Genomic DNA, 21,368 nt, shown 5'->3' with positions numbered 1-21,368 from the left:
CGGGCTCAGGGCAGGTCGAGGGGGGGCAGCACGCCGACGTCGTTGCGAAGACTGTCCTCTTGGAGCGGAATGGCGGTCGGGGCATCGAGATCGAAACTGCCCGGGTCGGAGACATGGAGCGGGCGGAATTGCTCGGAGTGGGAATCAACGCGGAATTCCAGTGCCATCACGTCGCGATTGGTCTCGGCCAGTTTGGTTTGGAGGTCCTGGTTTTGCTGGACCAGTTCGCTGAGGAAATGCTGGAGGTCGTCGTGGGTGCTGGCGGTGCTGACCGGCAGGGGGGCGGAGGTGGCGACGGCCGGAGACCGGGCGTCGAGGTTCGCCTGCAGCAGGGCGTTCTGCTCGCGCAGGTGCTCGACCAGTTCAAATAGCTTGGCGGGGGCCGCCGGGGACGGCTCCTGCGGGCGGATCGCGGGGCTGCCCTCGGCCAGCTGGATCATCTGGCGAACGGAGCTGTAGTGGGACGCGGCGGCTCCGATCATGATCGCCATGGCCGCGGTGCAGGCGATGGGGACGAAATCCATTTTCATGGCTCTTCGGTGGGTGAGGTGGTGGGTGCTGAAGGAAGGGAATCGAGAAGTTCGCCGAGCTTGCGGGCGGTGGCGGCAAGGCGGTCCGAGTCGTCGTCGAGGTGGTGGATCGAATCGGCGAGAATGGAGCCGACGGTGTCCGTCTGGGCGTAGCCCTTGGAAGCTTGGAAGCCCGGCTCGGTGAGGGCGAAGCTGGTGTCACCATTGGCGTCCGGAACGAGCAGGTAGGGGCGGATGGAAAGCGGCACCTTGGCCCCGTTGGCGAGGGTCACGGTCTCCTCGACGGGCGGCACGGTATCGACCTCGCTGAGTCTCCAGCCAGCGGGCGGGGTGCCGAGCAATTTCGGCTGGAACGGGGCCTTGAGATCGATGCGGTCGCTGCTGATGGCGGCATTCGAGGATCCTTCCTGAACGGTGATTCGGGCTCCCTTCGGCGTGGGCTCCGGCGTTCCCGCCGTGGCTTCCGGGAAATCATGGTCCGCCGGTTCGGCTTCTTCTGCCGGTTTGTCGGTGGACTTGACCAGATCGGCCTCCGGAGGGGGATTTCCGGTGACGAGCAGAGCATCCGTCTCCGGGTGGATCGGGGTGGCGGCGGCCTCTTCGGCCTCCTTCAGAAGGAGGTTGCTGAGAATGGGATCCCGCTCGGAATCCTTGGGAGCGAAATCCTGGGCTGAGGCAGGCAGTAGGAGAAGCAAGGGAAGAAACGCTTTCATCGGTCGTGGATCTCGATGGTGTTCGTGGTTTTGAAGGCGGCCTGGTCGGCGGTGCCGGTGCCTTGGTTTTCAGGCAGGGTCGGGCTGTCCGCCCGCAGGCTGCTCTCAGGGATGGACTTGATGATCAGGTTGTCCCACTCGGTGATGAGGGAGACCGCCTCCTCGCGGAGACCTCTCGCCTTTTGCTGATAGGACTGGATGCGCGCCAGAAGGCTGCGAGCGTGTTCGACGTCATTCATGCTCCAGTGAACGGTGCCGCTTTCGTAGGCGACGGGCACTTCGATGGTGAGGCGGCCCAGATCCTCTTCCTCAGGTCCCGAGGCAAAGACCACATGCTGCATCCGGAGCACGGTTTCCTCGAAGGGCGAAGCATCCGTGGTGGGAAGGGTGGAGGGAGCGACCGCTTCGGGCTTCGATGAGGAAACGTCGGCGGGAGCCGGAGTCGTCGTGGCCGGGACGCTGGCGGATGCCGGCGGGGCCGCGCTGTTTTCGGAAGTGGTTTCGGATCCCGCGATGATCGGCTTGGTCAGGTAAAGGTAGCAGAAGACGCCCGCCAAAGTGGTGCTGGCGAGCAGCAGCCACGGGTACGGGGTGCGATCCGAAGGGCCGGAGCGCCGGTAGTTCGGAGCGGCAACGGAGGAGCCGATTTCGAGGGCTGGGCCGGGGGCGGTCGAGAAGGGCTCGGTCAGGGATTCGGGAGTGGTGGGGAGCGGGCGCATCAGGGTTGGCGTTGGCTGAGGGGAGGTTCATCCGGGCTGATCGGCTTCGCCTTGGGGGGGGCGGAGGCCACGGCGTGGATGATGACGGTTTGGTTGGAAATGCCGGGAAAGGTGGTGATGGTGAGGGTTTCCTCGGTGAGCCGGAGTTGTCGCAGAACGCCGCCATTCTGTGAAGTCGCCTGGACGCCGGGCAGGACTTCGAGGGCTCCGTCCCGGCCGCGCTGACGGCCGATGCCATCCGACCGGTAGATCGTGTAGTCGCTGGACGAGGAAACGTCTCCGTCGGCCGAGAGGCGGACGCTGATCCCATCGGTGTAGGCGCTGAGGATCAGCGGCTCGACCGGCATCCGGATGACCTTTCCCTCGGCGACCTTGATCCGCGACTGCACGGTGAAGTCGCCGATGTGTCGGAAGTCCTCTGCCGAGGCTTGCGACGTGAAAAGGACGAGCCAGACCGCCAGGACGTTCGCCAGTACTATTCCCCTACATCCCATAGCGAGTCGTCGGCTTTACCAGACGGATCGTAGACGGAGCCGTTGGAGTTCACGATCACAGGGGGAGAGACGGAAACCTTGATGTCCAGCGCGGTGCCATCCAGGCCCTTCACGGTCGGAAAGGAGGAAGGATGGTTCGGGTAGTAAGGCAGAAGATTGGCCCGGGTAAGGGTGCTCACCGCCGTGGTCGGGTGGTCGGACAAGTACATCCGCTGGGCCACATAGGCCCCGCGGAGAACTTCCGTGGCTTCCTTGCCGGCCCGCCATTCCTCGATTTTCGAGGAGCTGAACATCCCGACCCCGATGAGTGCCAACATGATGCAGATCACCAGTGACATCTCAAGCAGGGTGAAGGCGGGAAGGTGGAAACTAGGGCCGGATCGCCTCATAAGCTGCTGAGGAGCCTAGCTATGCCGGATATTTAAGGGAAGCAAGAAATATGACGTGATCACCTAGCCCTTCAAGGTTTCCCAAGCGCCGGCAAGGTTCTCGCGAACCGTCGGGTTGTTCAGAATTCCGCGGATCGCCGAGGTCAGGGTGAAGCCGCCGATGACGAAGATCACGGCCCACACGCACCACCAAGTGACCGATTTGCCGCCTTTGGGGGCGATGAAGGGGGTGTACCAGGTACGGCGGTCCACGATGCGAGTGGTGTAGATCTGGTTGTGCTCGGTGAAGAGCTGGATCAGCGCCGTCACGGACTTTTCGGAGTTCGAGGAGAACTTGAAATGGTACTGGCGGCCGGGGGCTTCGGGAAGTTCCTCCACCCGGATCCCGGCGGGCAGGACCTCGGGCTTGCGAAGCGCGTAGAGGTGAGTCTGATAGACAAACTTCTTCCGGAGCCAGCGGTCGAAGCGGGTGAGTTGCATGGTGGGATGCCGGGACGGCGGTTGGGATGAGGTTACATTTGGGAGTTCATCATCTTCGGGCCCATCAGGAAGATCGGCAGGAAGGTGCCGATGAAGACGGCGGCGATGAGACCGACGGCCACGAGCAAAACGAGAAAATTCACCATGGCGGTGAAGGTGGTCATGTAATTTTCCGAGTCTTCCTCATACATGGTGGAGAGCATCTCGAGCTGATTGTCGAGCGAGGCGGATTTTTCTCCGATCGACAGCATGTGGACGACCTGGGTGTCCACCGAGGTATACTTGGAGAACGCGGTGGAGAGGGGGACGCCGGACTTCTCATACTTGTCGGCCGCATCCCGGAGTTCGTGGTAAAAAGGAGTGCCTTTGACGCTGTTCGCCGACACCCGGATGGCCTTGGCGAGGTTGATCCCGTTCGCGTGCAGGAGCTTCATCGTCGAGAGGAAGGTCATCTGGCGAAGGCTCATGATGAGCATGCGCAGCAGGCGCCATTTCGACATCAAGAGCCCGAGGATGAAGTTGCGCAGCTTTTCAGAGCGCCAGATCGCGATCACGATGCCGACAATGGCCGATACCACGATCGGCCACACTTTCTGGGTGGTGTGGGCGACGGCAAACGAGATCGCGGTCATGCCCTCGGGCTTCTGGTTGACCGATGACAGCATTTCCTCGACCTGCGGAACGATCTTCACCTGAGAAACAATGAACGCGCCGGAAAGCACCGTGATGACCACTGCGGGCATGGTGGTGGCCTTGCGGATGGCCTTCGAGAAGTAGAGCTCCGAGGTGAAACGGGACGCCAGCGAGGTGAAGGCCTGGCCGAGTTGGCCGGCATCGGATCCCGCCTGGATGAGGCCGATGATCATGTCATTGAAGCGACCGGTGCGGCGGAAAGCCTCATGCACGCTGACCCCGGCCGCGATGTCGTCGCGAATCTGCATGAGGGCATCGGCCATGACCTTGTTCGGGAGGCCCTGACCGTAATACTTGAGGGCGTCGGCCGTATTGATCTGGGCGCGCAACATGGAACTCAGGCCGCGGAAGACTCCGACGAGTTCCTTCTTCTTGAACGGCTTGATTTTGGCCGGGCCACCGATTTGCGCACTGAAGAGTGCCTTTTTCTCGGTCTTCTTGACGGCGGCGGCGCCCTTGGGGGTGGTGGTGGCGCTAGTCATCGGAGTAAGTCATGTCGATTACCTTGGAAACCGCGGCGAGATCGGTCTTTCCGTCGCGGAGAAGGCGCAGGCCGCTGCGCCGCAGATTGGGCAGGAGACCCTCTTCTTGAATCTTAACTTCCAGCTCGTAGGGCGTGATTTCGCCCTTGGACAGCATGTCGGAAATCTTGGGAGTGATGGGGATGATCTCGAGGATGGCGGTGCGGCCGCTGTAGCCTGTCTGCCGGCATTCCGAGCACCCGCCGGCTTTGGCGGTAAAGACCGGCGTGTTCGCCCAGCTGTCATCCAGACAGAACACGCGGCGGTTGGTTTCATCCACCCCGGTCTGGGGTTCCTTGCAGTAAGGGCAGAGCACCTTCACCAGGCGTTGGGCACAAGCAGCCTTGAGGGTCTGCGCGATCTTCCAGCGTTCGATGCCAAGCTGCTCGAAGCGCTCGATGATCTGGGATGCCCGCGGGGTGTGGATGGTGGTGAGCACCTTGTGCCCGGTGACCGCGGCCTCGATCGCCAGTTCGGCGGATTCGATGTCGCGCACCTCACCCATGAGGATGATGTCGGGATCGCTCCGCATGAAGGAGCTGATCATCGGCTTGAATTCCTTGGGGCTCTTGAGGTCGCAGTGGGTGATGCCCGGAACCTCGTCCTCCACCGGGTTCTCAAGAGTCAGAATGTTGACTTCCGGACGGTTGAGTTCACGAAGGATCGCGTTGAGCGTGGTCGATTTTCCCGACCCGGTGGGGCCCGACATGACGATGATCCCCGCCGGGACCTTCATCACCTTGTAGAGTTCGAAGAGCGTTTCCTCGTCAAACGCAAGAGTGCCCTTGCCGAGAGTGACGTTGAGGTGGCCCTTGTCGAGGAGACGCATGGTGGCGTGATAGCCCCGGTAGGTACGGTGCCTCTCGTAGCGGATATCGATCGGTCGGTGGAAATACGAGATGGTGAAACGGCCCGAGATGCCCGGTGCGGTGCTGCGGATCTCGGTGGGGAGCTTCATCAGATTGAGCAGGAACGCGTCGAGGCGGTCCTTGAGCTTCATCGGGATCTCCACCTTCGGCTGGAGGTCGCCATCGACCCGGAACGTGTAGTAAAACACCTCCTTCTCGACCTTGAAGTGAATGTCCGACGCCCGTTGTTTCACCGCATCCGCCATGATGGTGGCCACGAGCTGCGCCATCGGCTCGGTGTAGTCGGTGGTGACGTCGAAGTCATGGATTTCATCCTCCTGGTCCTCGACGTCGATCGCCTCGAGGTCCGAACGGCTGGGTCCGCTGTTGGATGCCACCGATTCGATGGCGCGGCTGATCTCGGAAGCCAAGGTGACGATCTTGACGATCTCAAGATCAGGAAAACGGGGAGCCAGGTATTCTTCCGGAATAGGGCTCCAGGGATTCGCGATCGCGACGATGAGCTTGTCTCCGGTGATGCAGATGGGGCTGAAAAATCCGCGGGTGAGAACGGTCGGGTCACAATAGGTGTGCAGCGCGCCATCGCTGAACTCGGCGACCTTCGGGAAAAAGGGCAGGCCGTTGATACGGGCCACCGCAGCCATGAAGCAGTTGCGGGTCACCCGGTTGCCGACCTGATCCTGCGGGAGCTCGGAATATTGGGCGTCGTGGTGGGCCAGCGCACTCATGATGTGGCTGCTGACCAGTTCGTTGAAAGAAATGCCGTCGAATTCGATCACAGCCCGAAGTGTTTGCGGTTGAGGAAGGTCCAGCTCTCGTAGTCGAGGCGGGCGGCTGTGACGAAAGGCCGGATGGCGTAGCGCTTGTTGACCGTGGAAACGATCTGCTCCGCCATGAGCATGGCCGCCACGGGATTCAGCGAGGCGGTGCCGATGGCATCCGTGTCTTCGGCGTAAATGACGGGCGAGCGGAGGGTGCTGGCCAGCTCCTGGATGGAGGTGTAGGCCTCGTAGAAAGCGGAGGGAGCCATGAGCTTCCCGGCAAAGGGGATCATGGGTGGAGCCGACGGAATCACCGACGCCAGGGCGTGGGACAGGCGCGCGGTTTCAATGCCGAGCCGCTCTTCCTCCACCCCCTGCATCTGGGCCAGCAGCACCAGCAGGTCCTGCGGCTGGCTTTCGGCGGGCACGAGCAGGAATCGCTCCTCCAGCTTGCGAACCTCGATTTCGTTGACCAGACCGGCGCGCTGAAGCGCGGAGATGGTATACTCGAAGCACTGTTCACGGCATTGCTCGATCTCGGCCGAATGGGCCCGATCCTGCTGGGTGAACATGGAGGAGACGTTCATGTCGGAGTGCGGTGGAGAATCACCGGCGCGCACGGCTGAAGCGAGGGTGGCTGGAGGCCGGTTCCACAGCCGCGTTTTGGCTGGTGGAGACGCGCTGGTGGCGCACACGGGCGCGTTCGACTTCTTCGGGGGTCGGGTAATAGGGCTCCTCCTGCGGCTGCAGTCCGCGGATGGCTCGACGGAGATTCGGCTCGTGAGCCGGGCCGGGGTTGAGCGGATCGACCCAGTCGTGGTCCCGCGGGAGATTGAACGAGTGATGGATCCGGTTGGAGTGGAATCCGCTCGAGCTGCGGCTCGTGGGATCGTAGGAGGTTGGCGTGACGATGAAGACCAGACTGGTCTGCTCTTTCACGGTCGCCTTGCTCTTGAAGAAGAAGTTGAGGAGTGGCACGTCGCCAAGGAGGGGGACCTTGTTATTGTCGTTCGTTTGAACCTCGCCGTAAAAGCCACCGACCACGAGGGAGCAGCCGTCCGGCACCCGGGTGGTGCAGTCGATCATCGACTCGGTGACGCGTGGATAAACGTTGTTCGTCTGGGCGCTGCGAACCTGCTCACTAATCTGCGCTGAGCGGGGACGAAGGTTCATGCGGATCGTGCCGTCCGGCAGCAGGCTGGGGGTGGCCACCATGGAAATGCCGATCTCCCGGTGTTTTTCGGGCGCTTCCGTGATGGTGGGGTCGTTCTCGTCGATCTTGTAGCGCACCTCTTCACTGACGCTCGACCCCCCGAGGGAACCACCGCTGTTGGTGGTGGTGGTGATGATCGGGACACGGTCGATGATGGAAATCGTGCCCTGTTCGTTGTCCTCCGTGATCAGCGTCGGATTGGAAATCTGGGTGGCGAGGCCACCGCTGTCGAGGGCGCGGAGCACTCCGCTGAGCTGGACGGGGCTGAGGACCAGATTCGCGGCCGGATCGTAGGCGTATTCGATGCCACTGGCTCCGTTGGGGATATCGGTGAAATCCGATGAAATCCCGAAGATCGAGTTGAGGCTTTTGGCGATTTCGATGGTGGTTCCCGTTTCGCCGAGGGCTCCGGACCAGTCCACTCCGACGCGTTCGGCGGCGGAGCTGTTGATGCGCAGGATTTTCGTTTCCACGATGATCTGTCCCTGCGGTTGGTCGATCTTGCGTAGCAGCTCCTTGGCCTTCTCGATCCGGCGGGCGGTGTCGATGATGACCAGGGTGTTGGTCTTGGGTTCGAACTTGATGATGCCGGTTCCGGGGCTGAGGACAGGACTCACCACGCCGGTGATCATTTCGATGTCGGTCGGGCGGAGATAGGCCAGCTTGTAGGTGGCCTCGGTGCTCGGGAGTTGGGTGAGCTGCGTCTGCGTCAGGGCATAGACGGTGCTGCCCTTGGTGTAGAGTTCGAGGCCATACATGAAGGCAAGCTCCTCCATCTGTTGGAGGGGATCGCCGTCGTTGAGATGCCCGGTGACCCGGTATTCCGGAGTGGAGATCTTGACGTTGTGGAAATACTGCCGGCCGGCTTGTTTGGCGAGGAACTGGAAGATGTCGTTGAGGGGGGCGTCCTTGATCAGAAAGCCCTCGTCGGATTGGAGAATGGCATCCTCCTCCCGCTGGGCGGTATCAATAGGGGTCTCGGTTGGGGGGGCTACCGGTTCGACCGAGGGAAGGGGCTCATCGTCGTCCGCGGGCGGTGTCGGCATGGGCGCGCCGGGTTGTACCACAAGATCGCCGGTCCCGGCAGCCGGGGCATTGACGCCTCCAGGGTCGGAATCGGCGGGCTGGGTTTCCGCCGGCGGAGGCGGGAGCTCGGGCAGGGCGCTTTGATCCGCCGGAGTGACGGGAGAAACCGGTTCGGTGTCGGGTGCCAGTTGGGTCTGGGCCTGGACTGCAAGTGCCGAAACGAGTGTAAGGGTGGCAATGCGTTTCATGGGGTGTGTGGAGCGGTGGGGTTACCGTTGGGACAAGGGATCTTCGGTGCCTGGCGTCAGGTCGATGGTGGGATTCTGATCGAGCGGAACGAAGCCGGGGGGAAGGGACTGCTTGTTGCCGCGTTCCATGCCAGGAGGCAGGATGCCCAGATGCTTGGTGGCGGATTCCTCGGAAGCCAGATCCTGAAAAGTCACGCTGTCACTGCCGATGGCGATGACTTGGACGCGGAGTTCGCCGCGTTCGATCTTCAACGTCAGCTGATCTCCGATGCGATAGGTTCTGGCGCCGATGAGGAACTCCTTGCCGCTGACCACACCGCTGATCGGGAGCTGATTGACATGATCGGAGAAAGGAATGGTGCGCGCCTTCGTGATGGTATGCCGGGCAAGCGGTTGCTGGACCACCGCCTTGCGGTTCGGATCCTGATAGCGGCCGAAAGGATCGAGCTGCCGGTTGCGCATGTCGAGCGAGCTTTCCACGCTGCGGAGATAGGCCTCAACATCGAGACCCACATTCCGCGACGGGGTATTGATCAGTTCCGGGGCGTTGTCTTTGGCTTCAGGGGCCGATGATGTCGCGGAGTCCGCACCCGATGGCGGGGCGGGGACCGGAGCGAGCGTCTGACTCAAGCCCGTCAGGGACAGCGCGGCAGAAATGACAAAGATGGTTTTCATGGAGCCCAAGCGGTGTAGGCGACGTCGAAGTTGAGGTTGCCCGAGCTGTTGGCGGGAGTGATGCGGAGTTCTTGGAGTTGGAGTTGTGGCATCCGTGTCTCCAATTCCAGCAACGCCTTCTGCATGGAGCGGAACGTGGCCCGGCAGCCGAGGTTGACCTGGGTCGATTTCTGCGCGGAAACGGAGCCGAAACCGGCCTTGGACGGTGGCGTGGACTGGCTGGTGATCTGGAATTCCTTCGAGGGCAGCTTGTCGCTGATCTGCCGCAGGTTCGAGGTCACGGCGCTGGCGGTTTCCTTGTTGAGCAGCTCCTCCCAGTGGGAGGAGACGGCGCGCTTCTGGGTGATCTCCTTTTCCATGGTCATCACGGCCACCCGGTTTTGCTTGAACCCCTTGAAGTGACTCACCTTCTCGTCGAACGAGGTCTGCACCTTTTGCTTGGCGAAAAGGCTGAGACCCAGCACCAGCAGGGCCACGATGCCGGGGAGCACGTAGCCGAAGACGATGATGGAGTTGCGGTAGAGATTCATGCAATTCAGGGGGCGTTCTTGACGAGGAGCGCCATCGGGTCATCCGCCTCGAAGCGCTGGGTGATCACCAGCTCGAACTGGAACGGATAAGTGCTTTCGTCGGTATCATCCATCTCCTCCGGCGGACGGTCGCGCCAGGTGGCGTTTTCCAGGGTACGGATGTTGACCACGATGTTGCGCGTGGGGAGGTCGGTGCGGAAGGCCTGGTTGCCGGTCACGCGGGCGATTTCGGAAAACGCGGCCGAGATGCCCTGGTTGGTGCTGAAGTCAGCCAGGTTCTTCTCGAGGGCTTCCTCGCGGGCGAGACCTGAGATGGTCCATTGCTTCGTGAAGCCAGCCTTGGCGGCACCGGGCTGGTTCTGCGGGGAAACCGAGAGGGTGAAACTTCGCACCAGCATGCCGGATTTCTCCGGGAAAAACCGGGCCAGCATTTCCATCGCCACCCAGCCTTTGGAGCGATCGTCCAGAAGGTTGTCCCAGTGCTCCATTCGAGCCCGCTCCGCCCCGAAGGTCTTGATCTGTCCGTTCACCAGCGTGGCCTCCTCGGGTTGGAAGGTCCACTCGGGTTTGCGGATCATTTCGACGATTCCCAGACCGATCCAGCCGAGGCCAGCTAGCGTGACGGCCACCAGGCCGAGGCGGGTGAAGCGGGAAAACCGCATCAGCTTCATCTCGCCCGCCGTAGGATAGGTTTCCGCCTCCTGCGCGGGAACCGGCAGGAAATCCTGGGTGGCCCAGCCATCGGCACGAAGAGTGGAGAAAGTGTGCGAGGCCTGGAGGGGCAGAGACTCGTCCGCCTCGCCGCGCACGGCGGCGAGCATTTCGGGCGAAACGCCGGGATAGGGTTCGCGGAAGGGCGTTTCGCTCCAATCGACCTGGTGCAGGACGGAGTCAGGGAAAACGGTGCGGAGGTCGGTTTCCAGCTGCGGGTCGGCGGAGCCGTTGAGCGGGAGGATGAGGACCTCGGGCGAGGCCATTTCCAGCGCGGTGGCGGTGGTGGCCGCGGCGTGGCGGAGGTTCGAGGGGCGCTTCTGCCCGCGGTGCTGGAGGGTGCGCAGCAGCTGCAGGTCGCCGTGCTCGTTGAAGCAGGCGAGAAGGGTGAAGCGGGTGTAGGGAAGGACAGCGAGGAAGGGCTTCTCGAGCGCGGTGGTCTTGAGTTCCACCAGCGTCAGCAAGGCGAGGAGGGGCGCGCTGGTCGCCAGCGTCAGGATCGGGAAATTCTGCGAATTGCCATACTCACGGAGCTGGGAAAGGAAGGGTTCGAAGCCGCGGGAGAGGGTTACCGCGGTCGCGATGGCCTCGGAGCCGGCCGCGGGGTAGGGGATCAGACGCCACGCGTGCTCGTCGAGCGTCAGGGACGCGTCGTGGAGCACCGACTTCGGGTCCGAAACGACGGCTTCGCGAAGCTCGGGAAGGGCGCCGGGATGGTCGAGATCCGGATTGATCTCCGTGGTCGCGAACTCGTCGGCGATGTGGAGGATGACGCCCGCGGAGGACGCGCCCGCGCCCCTGGCGAGGGAGACGAGCTGCTTGGCGAAAAGAGCAAGTTGGTCCGGGTGCCCCAGGAGTTCCTGGCGGATTTCGGGCCCGGGGCCCCAGGTGTCGGTGGTCCGTGACCAAGCCCGGCAGGTGAGGGTGTCCCCGTCGAACCGCAGGTGCAGCTGGAAGTCATGCTGGAGAGGGGCAGTGTACCAACCGCTATTGGTCGCCCGGCTCGTTCCGTGGAGGAGCGAGGCGGTATGTCGGTACTGCTGCAGAAGATTCAGCTCTGAAGAATGTTGGTGGGAAACCAAAACAGTAAGGGAGGGGCTGGAGCGTCACTGCGGAGGGAAGAAATTAGAGCGGCCCGCCCGCCCAAGGCAGGCGGGCCGAGGAAGTAGGTTAGCTACTGAAAAATCAGCCCCTAATCACCAGTCGCTGTAGCTGGCTGGCACGTGGTCGTCAGTGGTGGCCTTGTCGCAGGTGATGGCCAGTACGCCGGTGGCGGGGAACGCCGTCGCGGAGAATACCGGAGTATACGTGCCACCGGCAGGGCACTTTGGCGTCTTGAGGAAGGCCGACCCGTCGTCGCTGTAAATATCGGCAGCCGTGCAGCCGGGAGCTTCCGGATGCATGTTCTGATAGCCGCGCGTGGCCTGCTGCACGTTACGAATGTTGAGGATGCAGGCTGAACGGTCGGAGCCCTTCTTCCAGGCGCGGGCGCCGACGAAGAGGATGGAGATGAGCGAAAGGAGGACCAGGATGACCACGGTCAGTTCCAGGAGGGTCATGCCCTTCGCTCGCTTGGTTTGCTTTTGCAGTTTCATGTGTTGGTGTGTGTTTTCTGTGTTGGTTTCTTGAGAGAAGACCCAGGACGGGCAAGAGCCCGGGATGGAGTCGTTTTCCCGAGAGGGGGTCCTTTTCAGGTTAAAGTATCTCGTCGGCGTCGTCTCGGTTCATGCGGGCGTTGACGTAAGTGTTTCCGTCGATGAGCCCTTGGTTGAGGAGTCGCTTGAGGTTGGTATCCCACTGTATATTTCCCGCCCTGCGTATTACGTCTTCAAGTGATCCGGCATTGCCATCGTAGTTCGCGATCGCGGAGGCGACGGCGTCGTCGTTGTTTTGCAGGAACTCGTAGGTAAGCACCCGGCGGTTGATGCCGTTGAGGAGACCTTGGGAGTGGATGAAGACGAGGACTTCGGAAAGACGGCTCAGCAGCGCGGGATGATTCTCACGCGGATACATTTCCAGGATCCGGCCAATGGTTTTGACCGCGCCGGTGGTGTGGAGCGTGGAAAGCACGAGGTGGCCGGTCTGGGCGGCCTCCATGCAGGTTTCCATGGCTTCGCGGTCACGGATTTCTCCGAGAAGAATGACATGCGGGGCCTTCCGCAGAACATCCTTGAGGCCCTGGCGGTAGGAATGCACGTCGCGGCCGACCTCCTGCTGGGTGACGATGGAGGGGGAGGCGGTCCGCCGGCCCCGGAACTCGGGGTCCTCCATGTCGTCCGGGTACTGGTATTCGATCGGGTCCTCGACGGTGACGATGTGCTTCCGGTGATAGCGACGGAGCCAGTCGATCAGCGAGGCGAGGGTGGTGGATTTGCCGGATCCGGTCGGCCCGGTCACCAGGCACAGGCCGGCGCGCTTCTGGACGCCCTGACGGAGGACGTGGATGGTGTCGGGATCGATGCCAAGGGACTCGAGCTCGGGGATGAAGTCGTTGAGAATCCGGCAGGTCACCCCGAGTCCCGAGGAGCTGAGGTGGGCCTGGATCCGGAGGCGGCCGGAGCGTTCTCCGTTGTCGCCCATCGGGATGCCATCGCAGGAAAAATCCGCGACCCGGCGCTCCGCGAAGTCGGCCATCGCTTCATGGATCTTGTCCTCGAAGCGGACCTCGGCGGAATCTCCTTCACCGAAGCCGTGGCTGCCGCTTTCGCGGTTGCAGATGAGTTCCTTGAGGACCTCGTCCATGTGCTGGGGTGTCAGGATCCCCAGGTGCTCGAGTTTTTCGACGCCCTTGTTGGCGTGGACATAGACCGGCCGGTGGGCCCGCATCTGGATGTCGGAGACGCGCATTTCCCTGCACACCCGGAAGATGATCCCGAGCAGCTGGTTGCCGTTCATCCCGGGCATGAAGTAGAGCGGCGCGGCCGGGCCCGACTCAGCTTTCAGGGGCGGGGGCTGGGTGGGGAAGACACTCATAATCCGGGTGAGGGAATGGCGTGGCCGGGATAGCGATGTTGGAGAGTGGCGGCGAACGCGTCCCGGAGCTTCAAGGCAAGCTGGGTGCGTTGGAGAACCTCGTCTTGGCGGGCGGGTGAAAGGAGGTTCCACTGGCCGCTTTCGACGCTGGCTTCCAGCAGATCGGCGTGCCGCTTCAGGCAGTGGTCGTAGTCGGACAGGCGGCGGTCGAAGTCGTCCCACGAATAGGTCCCCGGCGGCGCGGCGATCATCATCTCGAGGAGATTGTAAGCGGCGGCGGAGGCGGTGAGCGCAGGCCGCGGGTCCGTGGTTTCCTTCATGCAGTAGCGGATGGTCTTTTCCGCCAGTGCGACCAAGAGTTGACGTTTTTTCTCTTTGGTCTGCTCGTAGGTATTGAGTGTCTCTTCCTTTAAGAAGAAATGATAGGCGGCGTAGTTTCCGTAATGGGAGGGGTCCAGTTCGTAGGCGAACTTCAGCTTGTCCTCGATTTGCCGCCGCAGATAGAAGCGGTGGGCCTCGGTGGGGGCGAAGGGATTGGTGCGTTCGGTGACGGCGTGCTCCAGACGCTCGATGAACGGGCTGCCGTGTTCGGTTTCCGATCCGTGGTCATGACCGCAGCTGCAGGTGCCGTCTTCGGCCAGTTCATGGTCGTGATCGCAGGACTCGTCCTCACAGAGGTGATCGTCGTCCGCAGGGTGGTCGTGATGGCCATGGTCATCCTCCCCCGGGTGATCCGCGGCGTGCGCGTGATCGTGGTCATGATCGTCATGTCCGCCGAGCCCGTGGACCTCAATGCCGCCGTGCCAGTCCTTGTCCACCGGAGCTTGGAAAGCCATGGCAATGACCTGTCCATAGGGGCTGCGTTTGATGCCCAGCGGGTTCGGCTGGAACTCGAACTTCCCCTCATGAGCCAGGCGTGCGCCGGCGTAGGTCCACAGGCCGGCGCCGGTGAGGGCGAGGGCCGCGGTTACGATGGCGGAGCGGGTGATCATGTTCGGATCGTGGATGAAAACGGAGGCTCACGCAGTAGCGCGAACGCGGAAGACGAGACGGGAAATCGCGAGGTAGAGAAGGGCGATGCCGGCGAAATAACCGAGCAGCAGCGGGAACTGGCTCCATTCGATGGCGCCGAGCTTGTAACGCAGTCGCTCGGTCGGGTCGGCGAAGTGATAGTGCGGCGAGGCGCTCCAAAGCCATTGCAGGATGGCGTTGTTCTCGACCGACACGAGCTGCTTGACGTAGCCGACGCCGTACAGGCCGTAGAAGCTGAGGCCCGAGGAAACCAGGAAGCCGGTGATGGCGCCGAAGCGGGAGGCGCAGGCAATGGCGAGCGCGATCAGCGGCGCGACCACGGCGGCGAACAGCACGGCGTACTGGAAATTGGTGGCCATCCACATCGATCTCTCCGTCGGATCACCGGGACTGGCGGCTAGAATGCTGACCACCGCGGCGGCGAACCCGAGGGGCGCCACGTAGGTGAAGATGGCCAGCCAGGTCTCGAGAAGTTGGCGGGTGGCGGAGACGCCGAGGGTCTGGAAATACTCGCCGAGTCCCGTCCGGGCCAGTTTTTCGCCGGTCTGTGCGGCGGCGAAGTAGCCCCAGAAGGCGGCGCAAAGCCATGCCATGACCCACGCGGCCTGGGCGAGGGCGGGCTTGATCAGGGTCGGGTTCTCCGTTCCGCTGGACAGCTGGGGGAGGATGAACGGGGCCACGATCACCAGGAACGCACAGATCACCCAGGACTTCCGGCGGAAGATCGTGGTCAGTGTGAGCTTGAAAAGTCGCATGGCGGAACGGGGATTCAGTTGAGGCGCGATTTCAGGGATCGCCAGGTTTGCATGTTGCCCTCAGTGTGGGTGAGGTGGCCGTTCTCGATGAGAATGGCACTCGGCATGGGCATCGAATCGTAGTCCGGGTGGCAGCTCACGAGGCGCAGCGTGTTCTGATCGCTTTCCGCCCAGATCCGCTCGAACTGCTCACGGGCGTAGGCGTCCAGGCCACTGAAGGGCTCGTCGAGAAGCAGGATGTGCGGCTTTTCAGGATCGATGGAGAATTCGGCGACGATGAGGGACACCTTGCGCCGGTTTCCGGTCGAGAGCTGGCCGTAGTTCTTGTCGAGGTCGAGTTCGATCGTTTGGGCGAGGTCCAGCGCGGCCTGGCGTCGCGCCTTGGGAATCATCGAGTGGAAAATCGAGCGGGCACTCAGCTCGTTGTCGAAGCTGAGATTTTCCGGCAGATACTGCATGGTGCCCTCGCTGAGGACTTGGCCATCCAAGGGGTGGAGGCTGCGGGCCACGGTTCGGAGCAGCGTGGTTTTTCCGCGTCCGTTGCGGGCGAGGAGGAAGTGGGTGCCTTTGCCGAGTTCAATGGCTGACTCGGACCGCGCGAGAGGCGAGCGGTAGCCGATCGTCAGCCCGTGACTGAGCGAGAGCTTGGGTGGGGTGGTGGCCATGGCGGCGGGGAAAAGGGGTGACGGCTAGGCTTTTAGTTAACCAATCCGAATAATCAAGGATTTTTGAGTTAGAATCGGGGGGACATCGGTTTTTCGGGGATTTGGGTCCGACAGGTTTTTGGAAATGGGCTTGGGCACGGCTGGCGGGGATGAATTTTAGTCAAGTTTTTACAAATTCCTTGGTTTTTGAAATAATTTCCTAAGATTTTCGCGTGGGTTGACCCGGGCGGGATTCGGCCGCGGAGAAGTGGCGGTCTTTTCTTCGTGACGGGGGGAGGCGGGCTGTTACAACCCCGCCACCAGCAGCGAGCGCATGGCCGGAAAACTGACCTACCAGCAAGCGGGGGTGGACACGCGGAGGGCAGCGGCCCTTGTCGGGGACATCCGAAGTCACGTGGAGCGGACCCAAAGGAAAAGGAAGCTGATGGGGGCCTTCGGGCTTTTCGCGGCCGCCTATGACCTGAGCGCCTACAAGGAGCCGGTGATCGTGACCGGCTGCGATGGCGTGGGCACCAAGCTCGAACTCCTGCTTGAGCACGACCTCTTGGAGATTGCCGGCAAGGACTTGGTGGCGATGAGCGTGAACGACATCCTGACCACCGGTGGCGATCCGCTCCTGTTTCTCGACTATGTGGGCATCGCGGCGCTCGATGAAGCCCGGATCACCCGCCTGATTGGAGGCATGTCCGATTACCTCGAGGCTTGCGATTGCATCCTCGCCGGAGGCGAAACCGCGGAAATGCCGGGGATCGTGCCCGAGGGAGTGATCGAGCTTTCCGGCTTCTGCATCGGATGTGTGGAAAAATCCGCCATGATCGACCCGACGACCATCCAGATCGGCGATGTCCTGGTGGGCTATGCCTCGGACAGCATCCATGCGAACGGGTGGAGCCTCGTGCGCCGGGTCCTGCGGGAGTTTCCCGATGAGGTGGAGGACGACGAGCTGCTGGCCTGGCTGCAGCCGACCCGGCTTTATCATGACGTGGTGGCCGGCCTGCGCGAGGGCGGCGTGGTGCCGAAGGCGATGGCGCACATCACCGGCGGCGGTTTGCCGGAGAATCTGGAGCGGCTGTTCCGCGGGTGCGGGGCCGACCTGGAAATCCCGGAATGGAACCTGCCCGGCATCGAGAAGCTCTACCGTCACGTCGATCCGAACGACCGTTTCCACACCTTCAACATGGGGATCGGCTGGGTGGCCATCGTTTCTCCGGAGGAGGTGGAGGCCGCCGTCGCCGCCGGTCCGGGTGGTCAGGTGATCGGCCGCATGGTGGAGGAGGAAGGGGTCCGCGTGAGAGTGGCCGGCGAGTGACCGAACCATGAGCGACTTCCTCAAACACGAATGCGGGATCGCGGCGGTGCGGCTTCGCAAGCCGCTGGCCTATTACAAGGACCGCTACGGGACCGCCCTGTGGGGCTTCAACAAGCTGTTCCTCCTGATGGAGAAGCAGCACAACCGCGGCCAGGATGGCATTGGCATCGGCTGCGGAAAGATCGGCATGCCCCTCGGGGAGCCGTACATGTTCCGCCGCCGCAGCAGCGAAAAGGACGCCCTGTCCTACGTTTTCCGCAAGGAAATGAAGTCGTACCACAAGATGGTGCGCAAGGGGCGCTTCGATCCGAACGACCCGGCCGACGTGAAGCGGCATTTCGATTTCGGCGGGGAAATCCTGATCGGCCACCTGCGCTACGGCACGTCCGGAGATTTCGAGGAGGGCTCGTGCCATCCCTACCTGCGCCGCAGCAACTGGCCGACACGGACGCTGATGGTGATGGGCAACTTCAACATGACCAACACCGGACAGCTCAATCGCGCTCTCATCGACCGCGGCCAGCATCCGGTCTTCGGCACCGACACCCAGACCGTGCTTGAGGAAATCGGATTCCACCTCGATGAGGAGCATACCGATCTCTACCGCGAGCTGCGCGACAAGGGGGTGGACGGATCCGAGATCCCCGAGCTGATCTCCGAGCGCCTTGACATCGTCGATCTGGTGCGTCGATCGGCTGCTTCCTGGGATGGCGGCTATGCCATCTGCGGGGTGGTGGGAAATGGCGACATGTTCGCCATGCGGGATCCTCACGGGATCCGTCCGTGCCACCTCCTGGTCACCGAAGACGTCATCGCCTTCGCCTCCGAGCGGGTCCCGCTGATGACGGTCTTCGAGGCGTCCGAGGAGGACGTCCGGTCCATCGATCCGGGCACCGTCGTGACGATCAAGGCCGATGGCTCGATGGCCGAAGCTCCGTTCGCGGAAGTCGGCCAGGTGAAGCCCTGCTCCTTCGAGCGGATCTACTTTTCCCGCGGCAATGACCCGGAGATCTACCGGGAGCGCAAAGCCATGGGAGCGGCGCTCGTTCCCCAGGTGGTCGAGGCCATCGGCGGGGCGGTGGAAAAGGCGGTCTTTTCCTTCATCCCGAACACGGCGGAAACCGCGTGGTACGGCTTGATGGACGGCCTGCGGATGCACCGCCGGCAGCAGGTCCGGGAAAGAATCACCCGGGCGATGGCCGATGGCACGCTGGATGAAGATCTGCTGGACGACCTCATCATGCGCAACTGGCCGCGGGGGGAGAAGATCGCCCACAAGGACATCAAGATGCGGACCTTCATCGCCCAGGAGAAGGGCCGGGATCAATTGGTCTCGCACGTGTACGACATCACCTACGGCATGGTCGAGGAGGGCGACGCACTGGTGGCGCTGGATGATTCGATCGTGCGCGGCACGACGCTCAAAAAGTCGATCCTCAAGATCCTGACCCGTACCAACCCGCGGAAGATCGTGGTTTGTTCAACCGCGCCGCAGATCCGCTATCCCGATTGCTATGGCATCGACATGTCCGAGCTGGGGAAATTCATCGCCTTCCAGGCCGCGGTGGCCCTCCACCGCAAGGCAGGCCGGCAGTCGCTGCTCGACGAGATCTACGATGACTGCCGTAGGGAGATGGCGAAGCCGCTGGCCGAAATGACCAACGCGGTGACCCGGGTTTACGAAGCCTTTTCCGATGACCAGATCTCGGAAGAAATCAGCCGCATGGTCACGCCCGAGGAGTGTGACTGGAAGGGGGAGGTGCAGGTGGTTTTCCAAACCATCGCCAACCTTCATGCGGCCATCGGCAAGCCCTGTGGCGACTGGTATTTCACCGGTGACTACCCCACCGCGGGTGGCTACGCGACCGTCAACGCCGCCTACATCCGTTGGTATGATGGCGTGGGTGGCCGCAGCTACGACCTGCCCTTGTGAGGCGCGAGGTTGCGCGATTCCGATCCGCTCCGTAGGTTCCGCGCGTGCTTCCCTGGTTCGAAAATGGTGCTTTTCCCCTGTATCTGGCCCCGATGGCCGGGGTGACCGACGTGGTCTTCCGGCAGATCTGCAAAGAGCTGGGGGCGGATGTCATGGTCACCGAGTTCGTGTCCGCGGAGGGCATCATGCAGGCCGACGACCGCACGCGGAAATACACCGAGTTCACCGACGGGCAGCGGCCGGTGGGCGTGCAGCTGTTCGGGGCGGATGGTGAACGGATGGGCGAGGCGGCGAGGAAAATCGTCGACTGGAAACGCCCGGATTTCATCGACATCAACTACGGCTGCCCGGTCAACAAGGTGGTGTCGAAAAACGGGGGCTCGTCCCTGCTCAAGGATTGTCCGCTTTTGGAAAGCGTCGCCCGCGGGGTGGCGAAAGCCTGCGAGGGCGTGGTGCCGGTGACCGCCAAGATCCGCATCGGCTGGGACGAGAAGTCGATCAATGCCGTGGAAGTCAGCCGGCGTCTCGAGGACTGTGGGATGCAGGCGATTTCCATCCACGGGCGCACCCGGTCGCAGGGCTACGGCGGGGAAGCTTGCTGGGAGACGATCGATGCCTGTGCCCGGGCGGTGCGGGTGCCGGTGATCGGAAACGGGGACATTGCCAGCGGCGCGGACGTGGCCCGGCGGAAGAGCGGGACGGCGGTGAGCGGCGTGATGATCGGTCGTGCGGCGATGCAGAACCCCTGGGTGTTCCGCGAGGCGAAGCATTTTCTCAAGACCGGCGAGCTGCTTCCTCCGGTGCCGCTGGCAGAGCGCTGGGAGCTGGTGATGCGGCATTGCCGGCTGGCGTCCGAGAGCCGGCGCTACGGCAACGAGCGGCACGCGATCATGGCGATGCGTTCGCGCTTGATGGCCTACTGCAAGGGCTTCCCCGGCGCGAAGGAGCTGCGGCAACGGCTGGCCAGAGTCGAGAGCGTCGCCCAGGTGGAGGAAATCGCCGCCTGGTCGATGGCTGCGGCCTGAGCCGGCTCAGCGCTGGGCCTTGGCACCGCGGCTGACGGCGAACTTGTAGCGAGCGATCGCGCCGGCGATCAGCTTGGCGATGTTCTGGCGGGACTGGCTGTTGTTGATCCATTTCGCCTCCGAGGGATTGGTCAGGAAGCCGCACTCGACGAGGATCGCGGGGTGGCGCACGCCGCTCAACACGCTGAAACGGGCCCGCTTGATGCCGCGGTCGAGCGTGCTGTAGAAGTTGCCCTTCTTGTCCGAGCAGTAGGTGCTGTAGATCATGCCGTGGACGGCGGTGGCCAGGGCGACGTTGGCCGAATCATGGCTGTTGCCGGCGACCGAGTGATAGTCACTCTGCTTCAGGCCGCGCCCGTAATGGGCCACGCCGACCGGAGAGAGGGTGAAGGTCTCGATCCCGCGCGCCCGCGAGCTGGCGGAGTTGTGGTGGATGGAGATGAAGATGGCGTTCTCCTGCACGTTGTTCGCCACCTGCACGCGCTGCTGGAGGGTCAGGAAGTGATCATCCGAGCGGGTCATGACGACCTTGTAGCCGCCTTTTTCGAGGATGGCTTTGAGGTATTTGGCGACCTGGAGGTTGTAGCGGCTTTCGTGGCCGAGCGGGTTCGTCGCCCCGAGGTCCTGGCCCCCATGGCCGGGATCGATGATCACCGTTTTGAAATCCCCCGCATCCTTGATGAAGTTGGGGCTCAGCACCGGATGGATCAGCTTGGCGAGGTCGATGCGGGAAACCCAGGCCTTGCCGGCAGCGGTGGCCACCGGATAGCTGAACACGAACTTCATGCCGTTCATCAGGCACTCGGTGGCACCCAGATTGAAGGTGATGTTGGTGATGGCCTTGCCGGACTTCGGGTCCACCCGCTGGATGACCACCCGCTTGCCGGTGGTCTTCATTTCGTTGAAATGATAGTTCTCCTTGATCGACGGGATGCTGACGTAGCCGCGGCCGTGGATTTCCCGCTGCTCCCACTCGGCCCGGGCCACCGCGGGGAGGGCCAGAAGCAAAACGAAGAGCATTCGAAGGCTGGAAAACGTCCGGGGCATCGGGGAAAGCGGGAGCGTAGCGTCCCGGGACGGATACCGTGACGAGGCGGCGTTGAC

22 protein-coding genes are annotated in these 21,368 nt (G+C 62.6%); 3 read left to right on the top strand and 19 right to left on the bottom strand.

The window, feature by feature from the left end; translation table 11 throughout:
* Window positions 1–5: 5 nt before the first annotated feature.
* The 18 genes from ABXH26_RS18180 to ABXH26_RS18095 all read right to left on the bottom strand — a co-directional run bounded on the left by ABXH26_RS18180 (window position 6) and on the right by ABXH26_RS18095 (window position 15,997).
* A complete protein-coding gene (locus tag ABXH26_RS18180) occupies window positions 6–530 on the bottom strand; it encodes a hypothetical protein (protein ID WP_353568527.1) in 525 nt (174 codons plus the stop codon).
* Entirely contained in the window at window positions 527–1,243 is a 717-nt protein-coding gene (locus ABXH26_RS18175) for a hypothetical protein (protein ID WP_353568526.1), read from the bottom strand. Before ABXH26_RS18175 ends, ABXH26_RS18180 begins: the two co-directional genes overlap by 4 nt.
* Window positions 1,240–1,962: a hypothetical protein gene (locus tag ABXH26_RS18170; protein ID WP_353568525.1), complete on the bottom strand. Its 723-nt coding sequence runs from the start codon at window positions 1,960–1,962 to the stop codon at window positions 1,240–1,242. Before ABXH26_RS18170 ends, ABXH26_RS18175 begins: the two co-directional genes overlap by 4 nt.
* Window positions 1,962–2,456: a hypothetical protein gene (locus tag ABXH26_RS18165; RefSeq protein ID WP_353568524.1), complete on the bottom strand. Its 495-nt coding sequence runs from the start codon at window positions 2,454–2,456 to the stop codon at window positions 1,962–1,964. The genes ABXH26_RS18170 and ABXH26_RS18165 overlap by 1 nt, the downstream gene beginning before the upstream one ends.
* Complete coding sequence (locus tag ABXH26_RS18160; protein WP_353568523.1) at window positions 2,438–2,845, bottom strand: type II secretion system protein; 408 nt, start codon at window positions 2,843–2,845, stop codon at window positions 2,438–2,440. The genes ABXH26_RS18165 and ABXH26_RS18160 overlap by 19 nt, the downstream gene beginning before the upstream one ends.
* A 63-nt stretch (window positions 2,846–2,908) precedes the next feature.
* Complete coding sequence (locus ABXH26_RS18155; protein WP_353568522.1) at window positions 2,909–3,325, bottom strand: hypothetical protein; 417 nt, start codon at window positions 3,323–3,325, stop codon at window positions 2,909–2,911.
* A 32-nt stretch (window positions 3,326–3,357) separates the two neighbouring features.
* Window positions 3,358–4,500: a type II secretion system F family protein gene (locus ABXH26_RS18150; protein WP_353568521.1), complete on the bottom strand. Its 1,143-nt coding sequence runs from the start codon at window positions 4,498–4,500 to the stop codon at window positions 3,358–3,360.
* The gene (locus ABXH26_RS18145) at window positions 4,493–6,187 is read right to left on the bottom strand and encodes a GspE/PulE family protein (protein WP_353568520.1); all 1,695 of its coding nucleotides are present in this window, start codon (window positions 6,185–6,187) and stop codon (window positions 4,493–4,495) included. Before ABXH26_RS18145 ends, ABXH26_RS18150 begins: the two co-directional genes overlap by 8 nt.
* Entirely contained in the window at window positions 6,184–6,756 is a 573-nt protein-coding gene (locus ABXH26_RS18140) for a hypothetical protein (protein ID WP_353568519.1), read from the bottom strand. Before ABXH26_RS18140 ends, ABXH26_RS18145 begins: the two co-directional genes overlap by 4 nt.
* A 19-nt stretch (window positions 6,757–6,775) precedes the next feature.
* The gene (locus ABXH26_RS18135; protein WP_353568518.1) at window positions 6,776–8,428 is read right to left on the bottom strand and encodes a type II secretion system protein GspD; all 1,653 of its coding nucleotides are present in this window, start codon (window positions 8,426–8,428) and stop codon (window positions 6,776–6,778) included.
* A gap of 249 nt (window positions 8,429–8,677) precedes the next feature.
* Window positions 8,678–9,331, bottom strand: coding sequence for a hypothetical protein (locus tag ABXH26_RS18130; RefSeq protein ID WP_353568517.1), 654 nt, complete (start codon window positions 9,329–9,331; stop codon window positions 8,678–8,680).
* Complete coding sequence (locus tag ABXH26_RS18125; protein WP_353568516.1) at window positions 9,328–9,861, bottom strand: hypothetical protein; 534 nt, start codon at window positions 9,859–9,861, stop codon at window positions 9,328–9,330. The genes ABXH26_RS18130 and ABXH26_RS18125 overlap by 4 nt, the downstream gene beginning before the upstream one ends.
* A 5-nt stretch (window positions 9,862–9,866) precedes the next feature.
* On the bottom strand, window positions 9,867–11,654 hold the full coding sequence (locus tag ABXH26_RS18120; protein WP_353568515.1) for a hypothetical protein: 1,788 nt from the start codon (window positions 11,652–11,654) through the stop codon (window positions 9,867–9,869).
* 114 nt (window positions 11,655–11,768) lie between these two features.
* Entirely contained in the window at window positions 11,769–12,167 is a 399-nt protein-coding gene (locus ABXH26_RS18115; RefSeq protein WP_353568514.1) for a hypothetical protein, read from the bottom strand.
* Between the two features lie 100 nt (window positions 12,168–12,267).
* The gene (locus tag ABXH26_RS18110; protein ID WP_353568513.1) at window positions 12,268–13,545 is read right to left on the bottom strand and encodes a type IV pilus twitching motility protein PilT; all 1,278 of its coding nucleotides are present in this window, start codon (window positions 13,543–13,545) and stop codon (window positions 12,268–12,270) included.
* Complete coding sequence (locus ABXH26_RS18105) at window positions 13,542–14,537, bottom strand: hypothetical protein (protein WP_353568512.1); 996 nt, start codon at window positions 14,535–14,537, stop codon at window positions 13,542–13,544. Before ABXH26_RS18105 ends, ABXH26_RS18110 begins: the two co-directional genes overlap by 4 nt.
* 27 nt (window positions 14,538–14,564) lie before the next feature.
* On the bottom strand, window positions 14,565–15,332 hold the full coding sequence (locus ABXH26_RS18100) for a hypothetical protein (RefSeq protein ID WP_353568511.1): 768 nt from the start codon (window positions 15,330–15,332) through the stop codon (window positions 14,565–14,567).
* 14 nt (window positions 15,333–15,346) lie between these two features.
* Window positions 15,347–15,997, bottom strand: a complete 651-nt coding sequence (locus ABXH26_RS18095; RefSeq protein WP_353568510.1) for an ATP-binding cassette domain-containing protein — start codon at window positions 15,995–15,997, stop codon at window positions 15,347–15,349.
* Window positions 15,998–16,310: 313 nt separating this feature from the next.
* Between ABXH26_RS18095 and purM the strand changes: the two genes are divergently transcribed.
* From purM to dusB, 3 genes are read left to right on the top strand one after another with little or no spacing between them, the layout of a single operon-like run.
* Complete coding sequence (purM, locus tag ABXH26_RS18090; protein ID WP_353568509.1) at window positions 16,311–17,306, top strand: phosphoribosylformylglycinamidine cyclo-ligase; 996 nt, start codon at window positions 16,311–16,313, stop codon at window positions 17,304–17,306.
* A gap of 7 nt (window positions 17,307–17,313) precedes the next feature.
* Window positions 17,314–19,239: an amidophosphoribosyltransferase gene (locus ABXH26_RS18085; RefSeq protein ID WP_353568508.1), complete on the top strand. Its 1,926-nt coding sequence runs from the start codon at window positions 17,314–17,316 to the stop codon at window positions 19,237–19,239.
* A 44-nt stretch (window positions 19,240–19,283) separates the two neighbouring features.
* The gene (dusB, locus tag ABXH26_RS18080; RefSeq protein ID WP_353568507.1) at window positions 19,284–20,264 is read left to right on the top strand and encodes a tRNA dihydrouridine synthase DusB; all 981 of its coding nucleotides are present in this window, start codon (window positions 19,284–19,286) and stop codon (window positions 20,262–20,264) included.
* 6 nt (window positions 20,265–20,270) lie between these two features.
* Here the strand turns inward: dusB and ABXH26_RS18075 are convergent, their stop codons facing one another.
* Window positions 20,271–21,284 (bottom strand): N-acetylmuramoyl-L-alanine amidase family protein, encoded by a 1,014-nt coding sequence (locus ABXH26_RS18075; protein ID WP_353568506.1) that lies wholly within the window; start codon window positions 21,282–21,284, stop codon window positions 20,271–20,273.
* Window positions 21,285–21,368 lie beyond the last annotated feature (84 nt).

The organism is Haloferula sargassicola, from assembly GCF_040362925.1.
Taxonomy (GTDB): Bacteria; Verrucomicrobiota; Verrucomicrobiia; order Verrucomicrobiales; family Akkermansiaceae; genus Haloferula; species Haloferula sargassicola.
Note: the sequence above shows the minus strand (reverse complement) of the source record. Positions and strands in the feature narration are given on the sequence as shown.

Bases quoted from the DNA above. Each gene is read 5' to 3' on its own strand.
- ABXH26_RS18180 (WP_353568527.1), bottom strand. From the start codon at position 530: ATGAAAATGGATTTCGTCCCCATCGCCTGCACCGCGGCCATGGCGATC.
- ABXH26_RS18175 (WP_353568526.1), bottom strand. From the start codon at position 1,243: ATGAAAGCGTTTCTTCCCTTGCTTCTCCTACTGCCTGCCTCAGCCCAG.
- ABXH26_RS18170 (WP_353568525.1), bottom strand. From the start codon at position 1,962: ATGCGCCCGCTCCCCACCACTCCCGAATCCCTGACCGAGCCCTTCTCG.
- ABXH26_RS18165 (WP_353568524.1), bottom strand. From the start codon at position 2,456: ATGGGATGTAGGGGAATAGTACTGGCGAACGTCCTGGCGGTCTGGCTC.
- ABXH26_RS18160 (WP_353568523.1), bottom strand. From the start codon at position 2,845: ATGAGGCGATCCGGCCCTAGTTTCCACCTTCCCGCCTTCACCCTGCTT.
- ABXH26_RS18155 (WP_353568522.1), bottom strand. From the start codon at position 3,325: ATGCAACTCACCCGCTTCGACCGCTGGCTCCGGAAGAAGTTTGTCTAT.
- ABXH26_RS18150 (WP_353568521.1), bottom strand. From the start codon at position 4,500: ATGACTAGCGCCACCACCACCCCCAAGGGCGCCGCCGCCGTCAAGAAG.
- ABXH26_RS18140 (WP_353568519.1), bottom strand. From the start codon at position 6,756: ATGAACGTCTCCTCCATGTTCACCCAGCAGGATCGGGCCCATTCGGCC.
- ABXH26_RS18135 (WP_353568518.1), bottom strand. From the start codon at position 8,428: ATGCCGACACCGCCCGCGGACGACGATGAGCCCCTTCCCTCGGTCGAA.
- ABXH26_RS18130 (WP_353568517.1), bottom strand. From the start codon at position 9,331: ATGAAAACCATCTTTGTCATTTCTGCCGCGCTGTCCCTGACGGGCTTG.
- ABXH26_RS18125 (WP_353568516.1), bottom strand. From the start codon at position 9,861: ATGAATCTCTACCGCAACTCCATCATCGTCTTCGGCTACGTGCTCCCC.
- ABXH26_RS18115 (WP_353568514.1), bottom strand. From the start codon at position 12,167: ATGAAACTGCAAAAGCAAACCAAGCGAGCGAAGGGCATGACCCTCCTG.
- ABXH26_RS18110 (WP_353568513.1), bottom strand. From the start codon at position 13,545: ATGAGTGTCTTCCCCACCCAGCCCCCGCCCCTGAAAGCTGAGTCGGGC.
- ABXH26_RS18105 (WP_353568512.1), bottom strand. From the start codon at position 14,537: ATGATCACCCGCTCCGCCATCGTAACCGCGGCCCTCGCCCTCACCGGC.
- ABXH26_RS18100 (WP_353568511.1), bottom strand. From the start codon at position 15,332: ATGCGACTTTTCAAGCTCACACTGACCACGATCTTCCGCCGGAAGTCC.
- ABXH26_RS18095 (WP_353568510.1), bottom strand. From the start codon at position 15,997: ATGGCCACCACCCCACCCAAGCTCTCGCTCAGTCACGGGCTGACGATC.
- purM (WP_353568509.1), top strand. From the start codon at position 16,311: ATGGCCGGAAAACTGACCTACCAGCAAGCGGGGGTGGACACGCGGAGG.
- ABXH26_RS18085 (WP_353568508.1), top strand. From the start codon at position 17,314: ATGAGCGACTTCCTCAAACACGAATGCGGGATCGCGGCGGTGCGGCTT.
- ABXH26_RS18075 (WP_353568506.1), bottom strand. From the start codon at position 21,284: ATGCTCTTCGTTTTGCTTCTGGCCCTCCCCGCGGTGGCCCGGGCCGAG.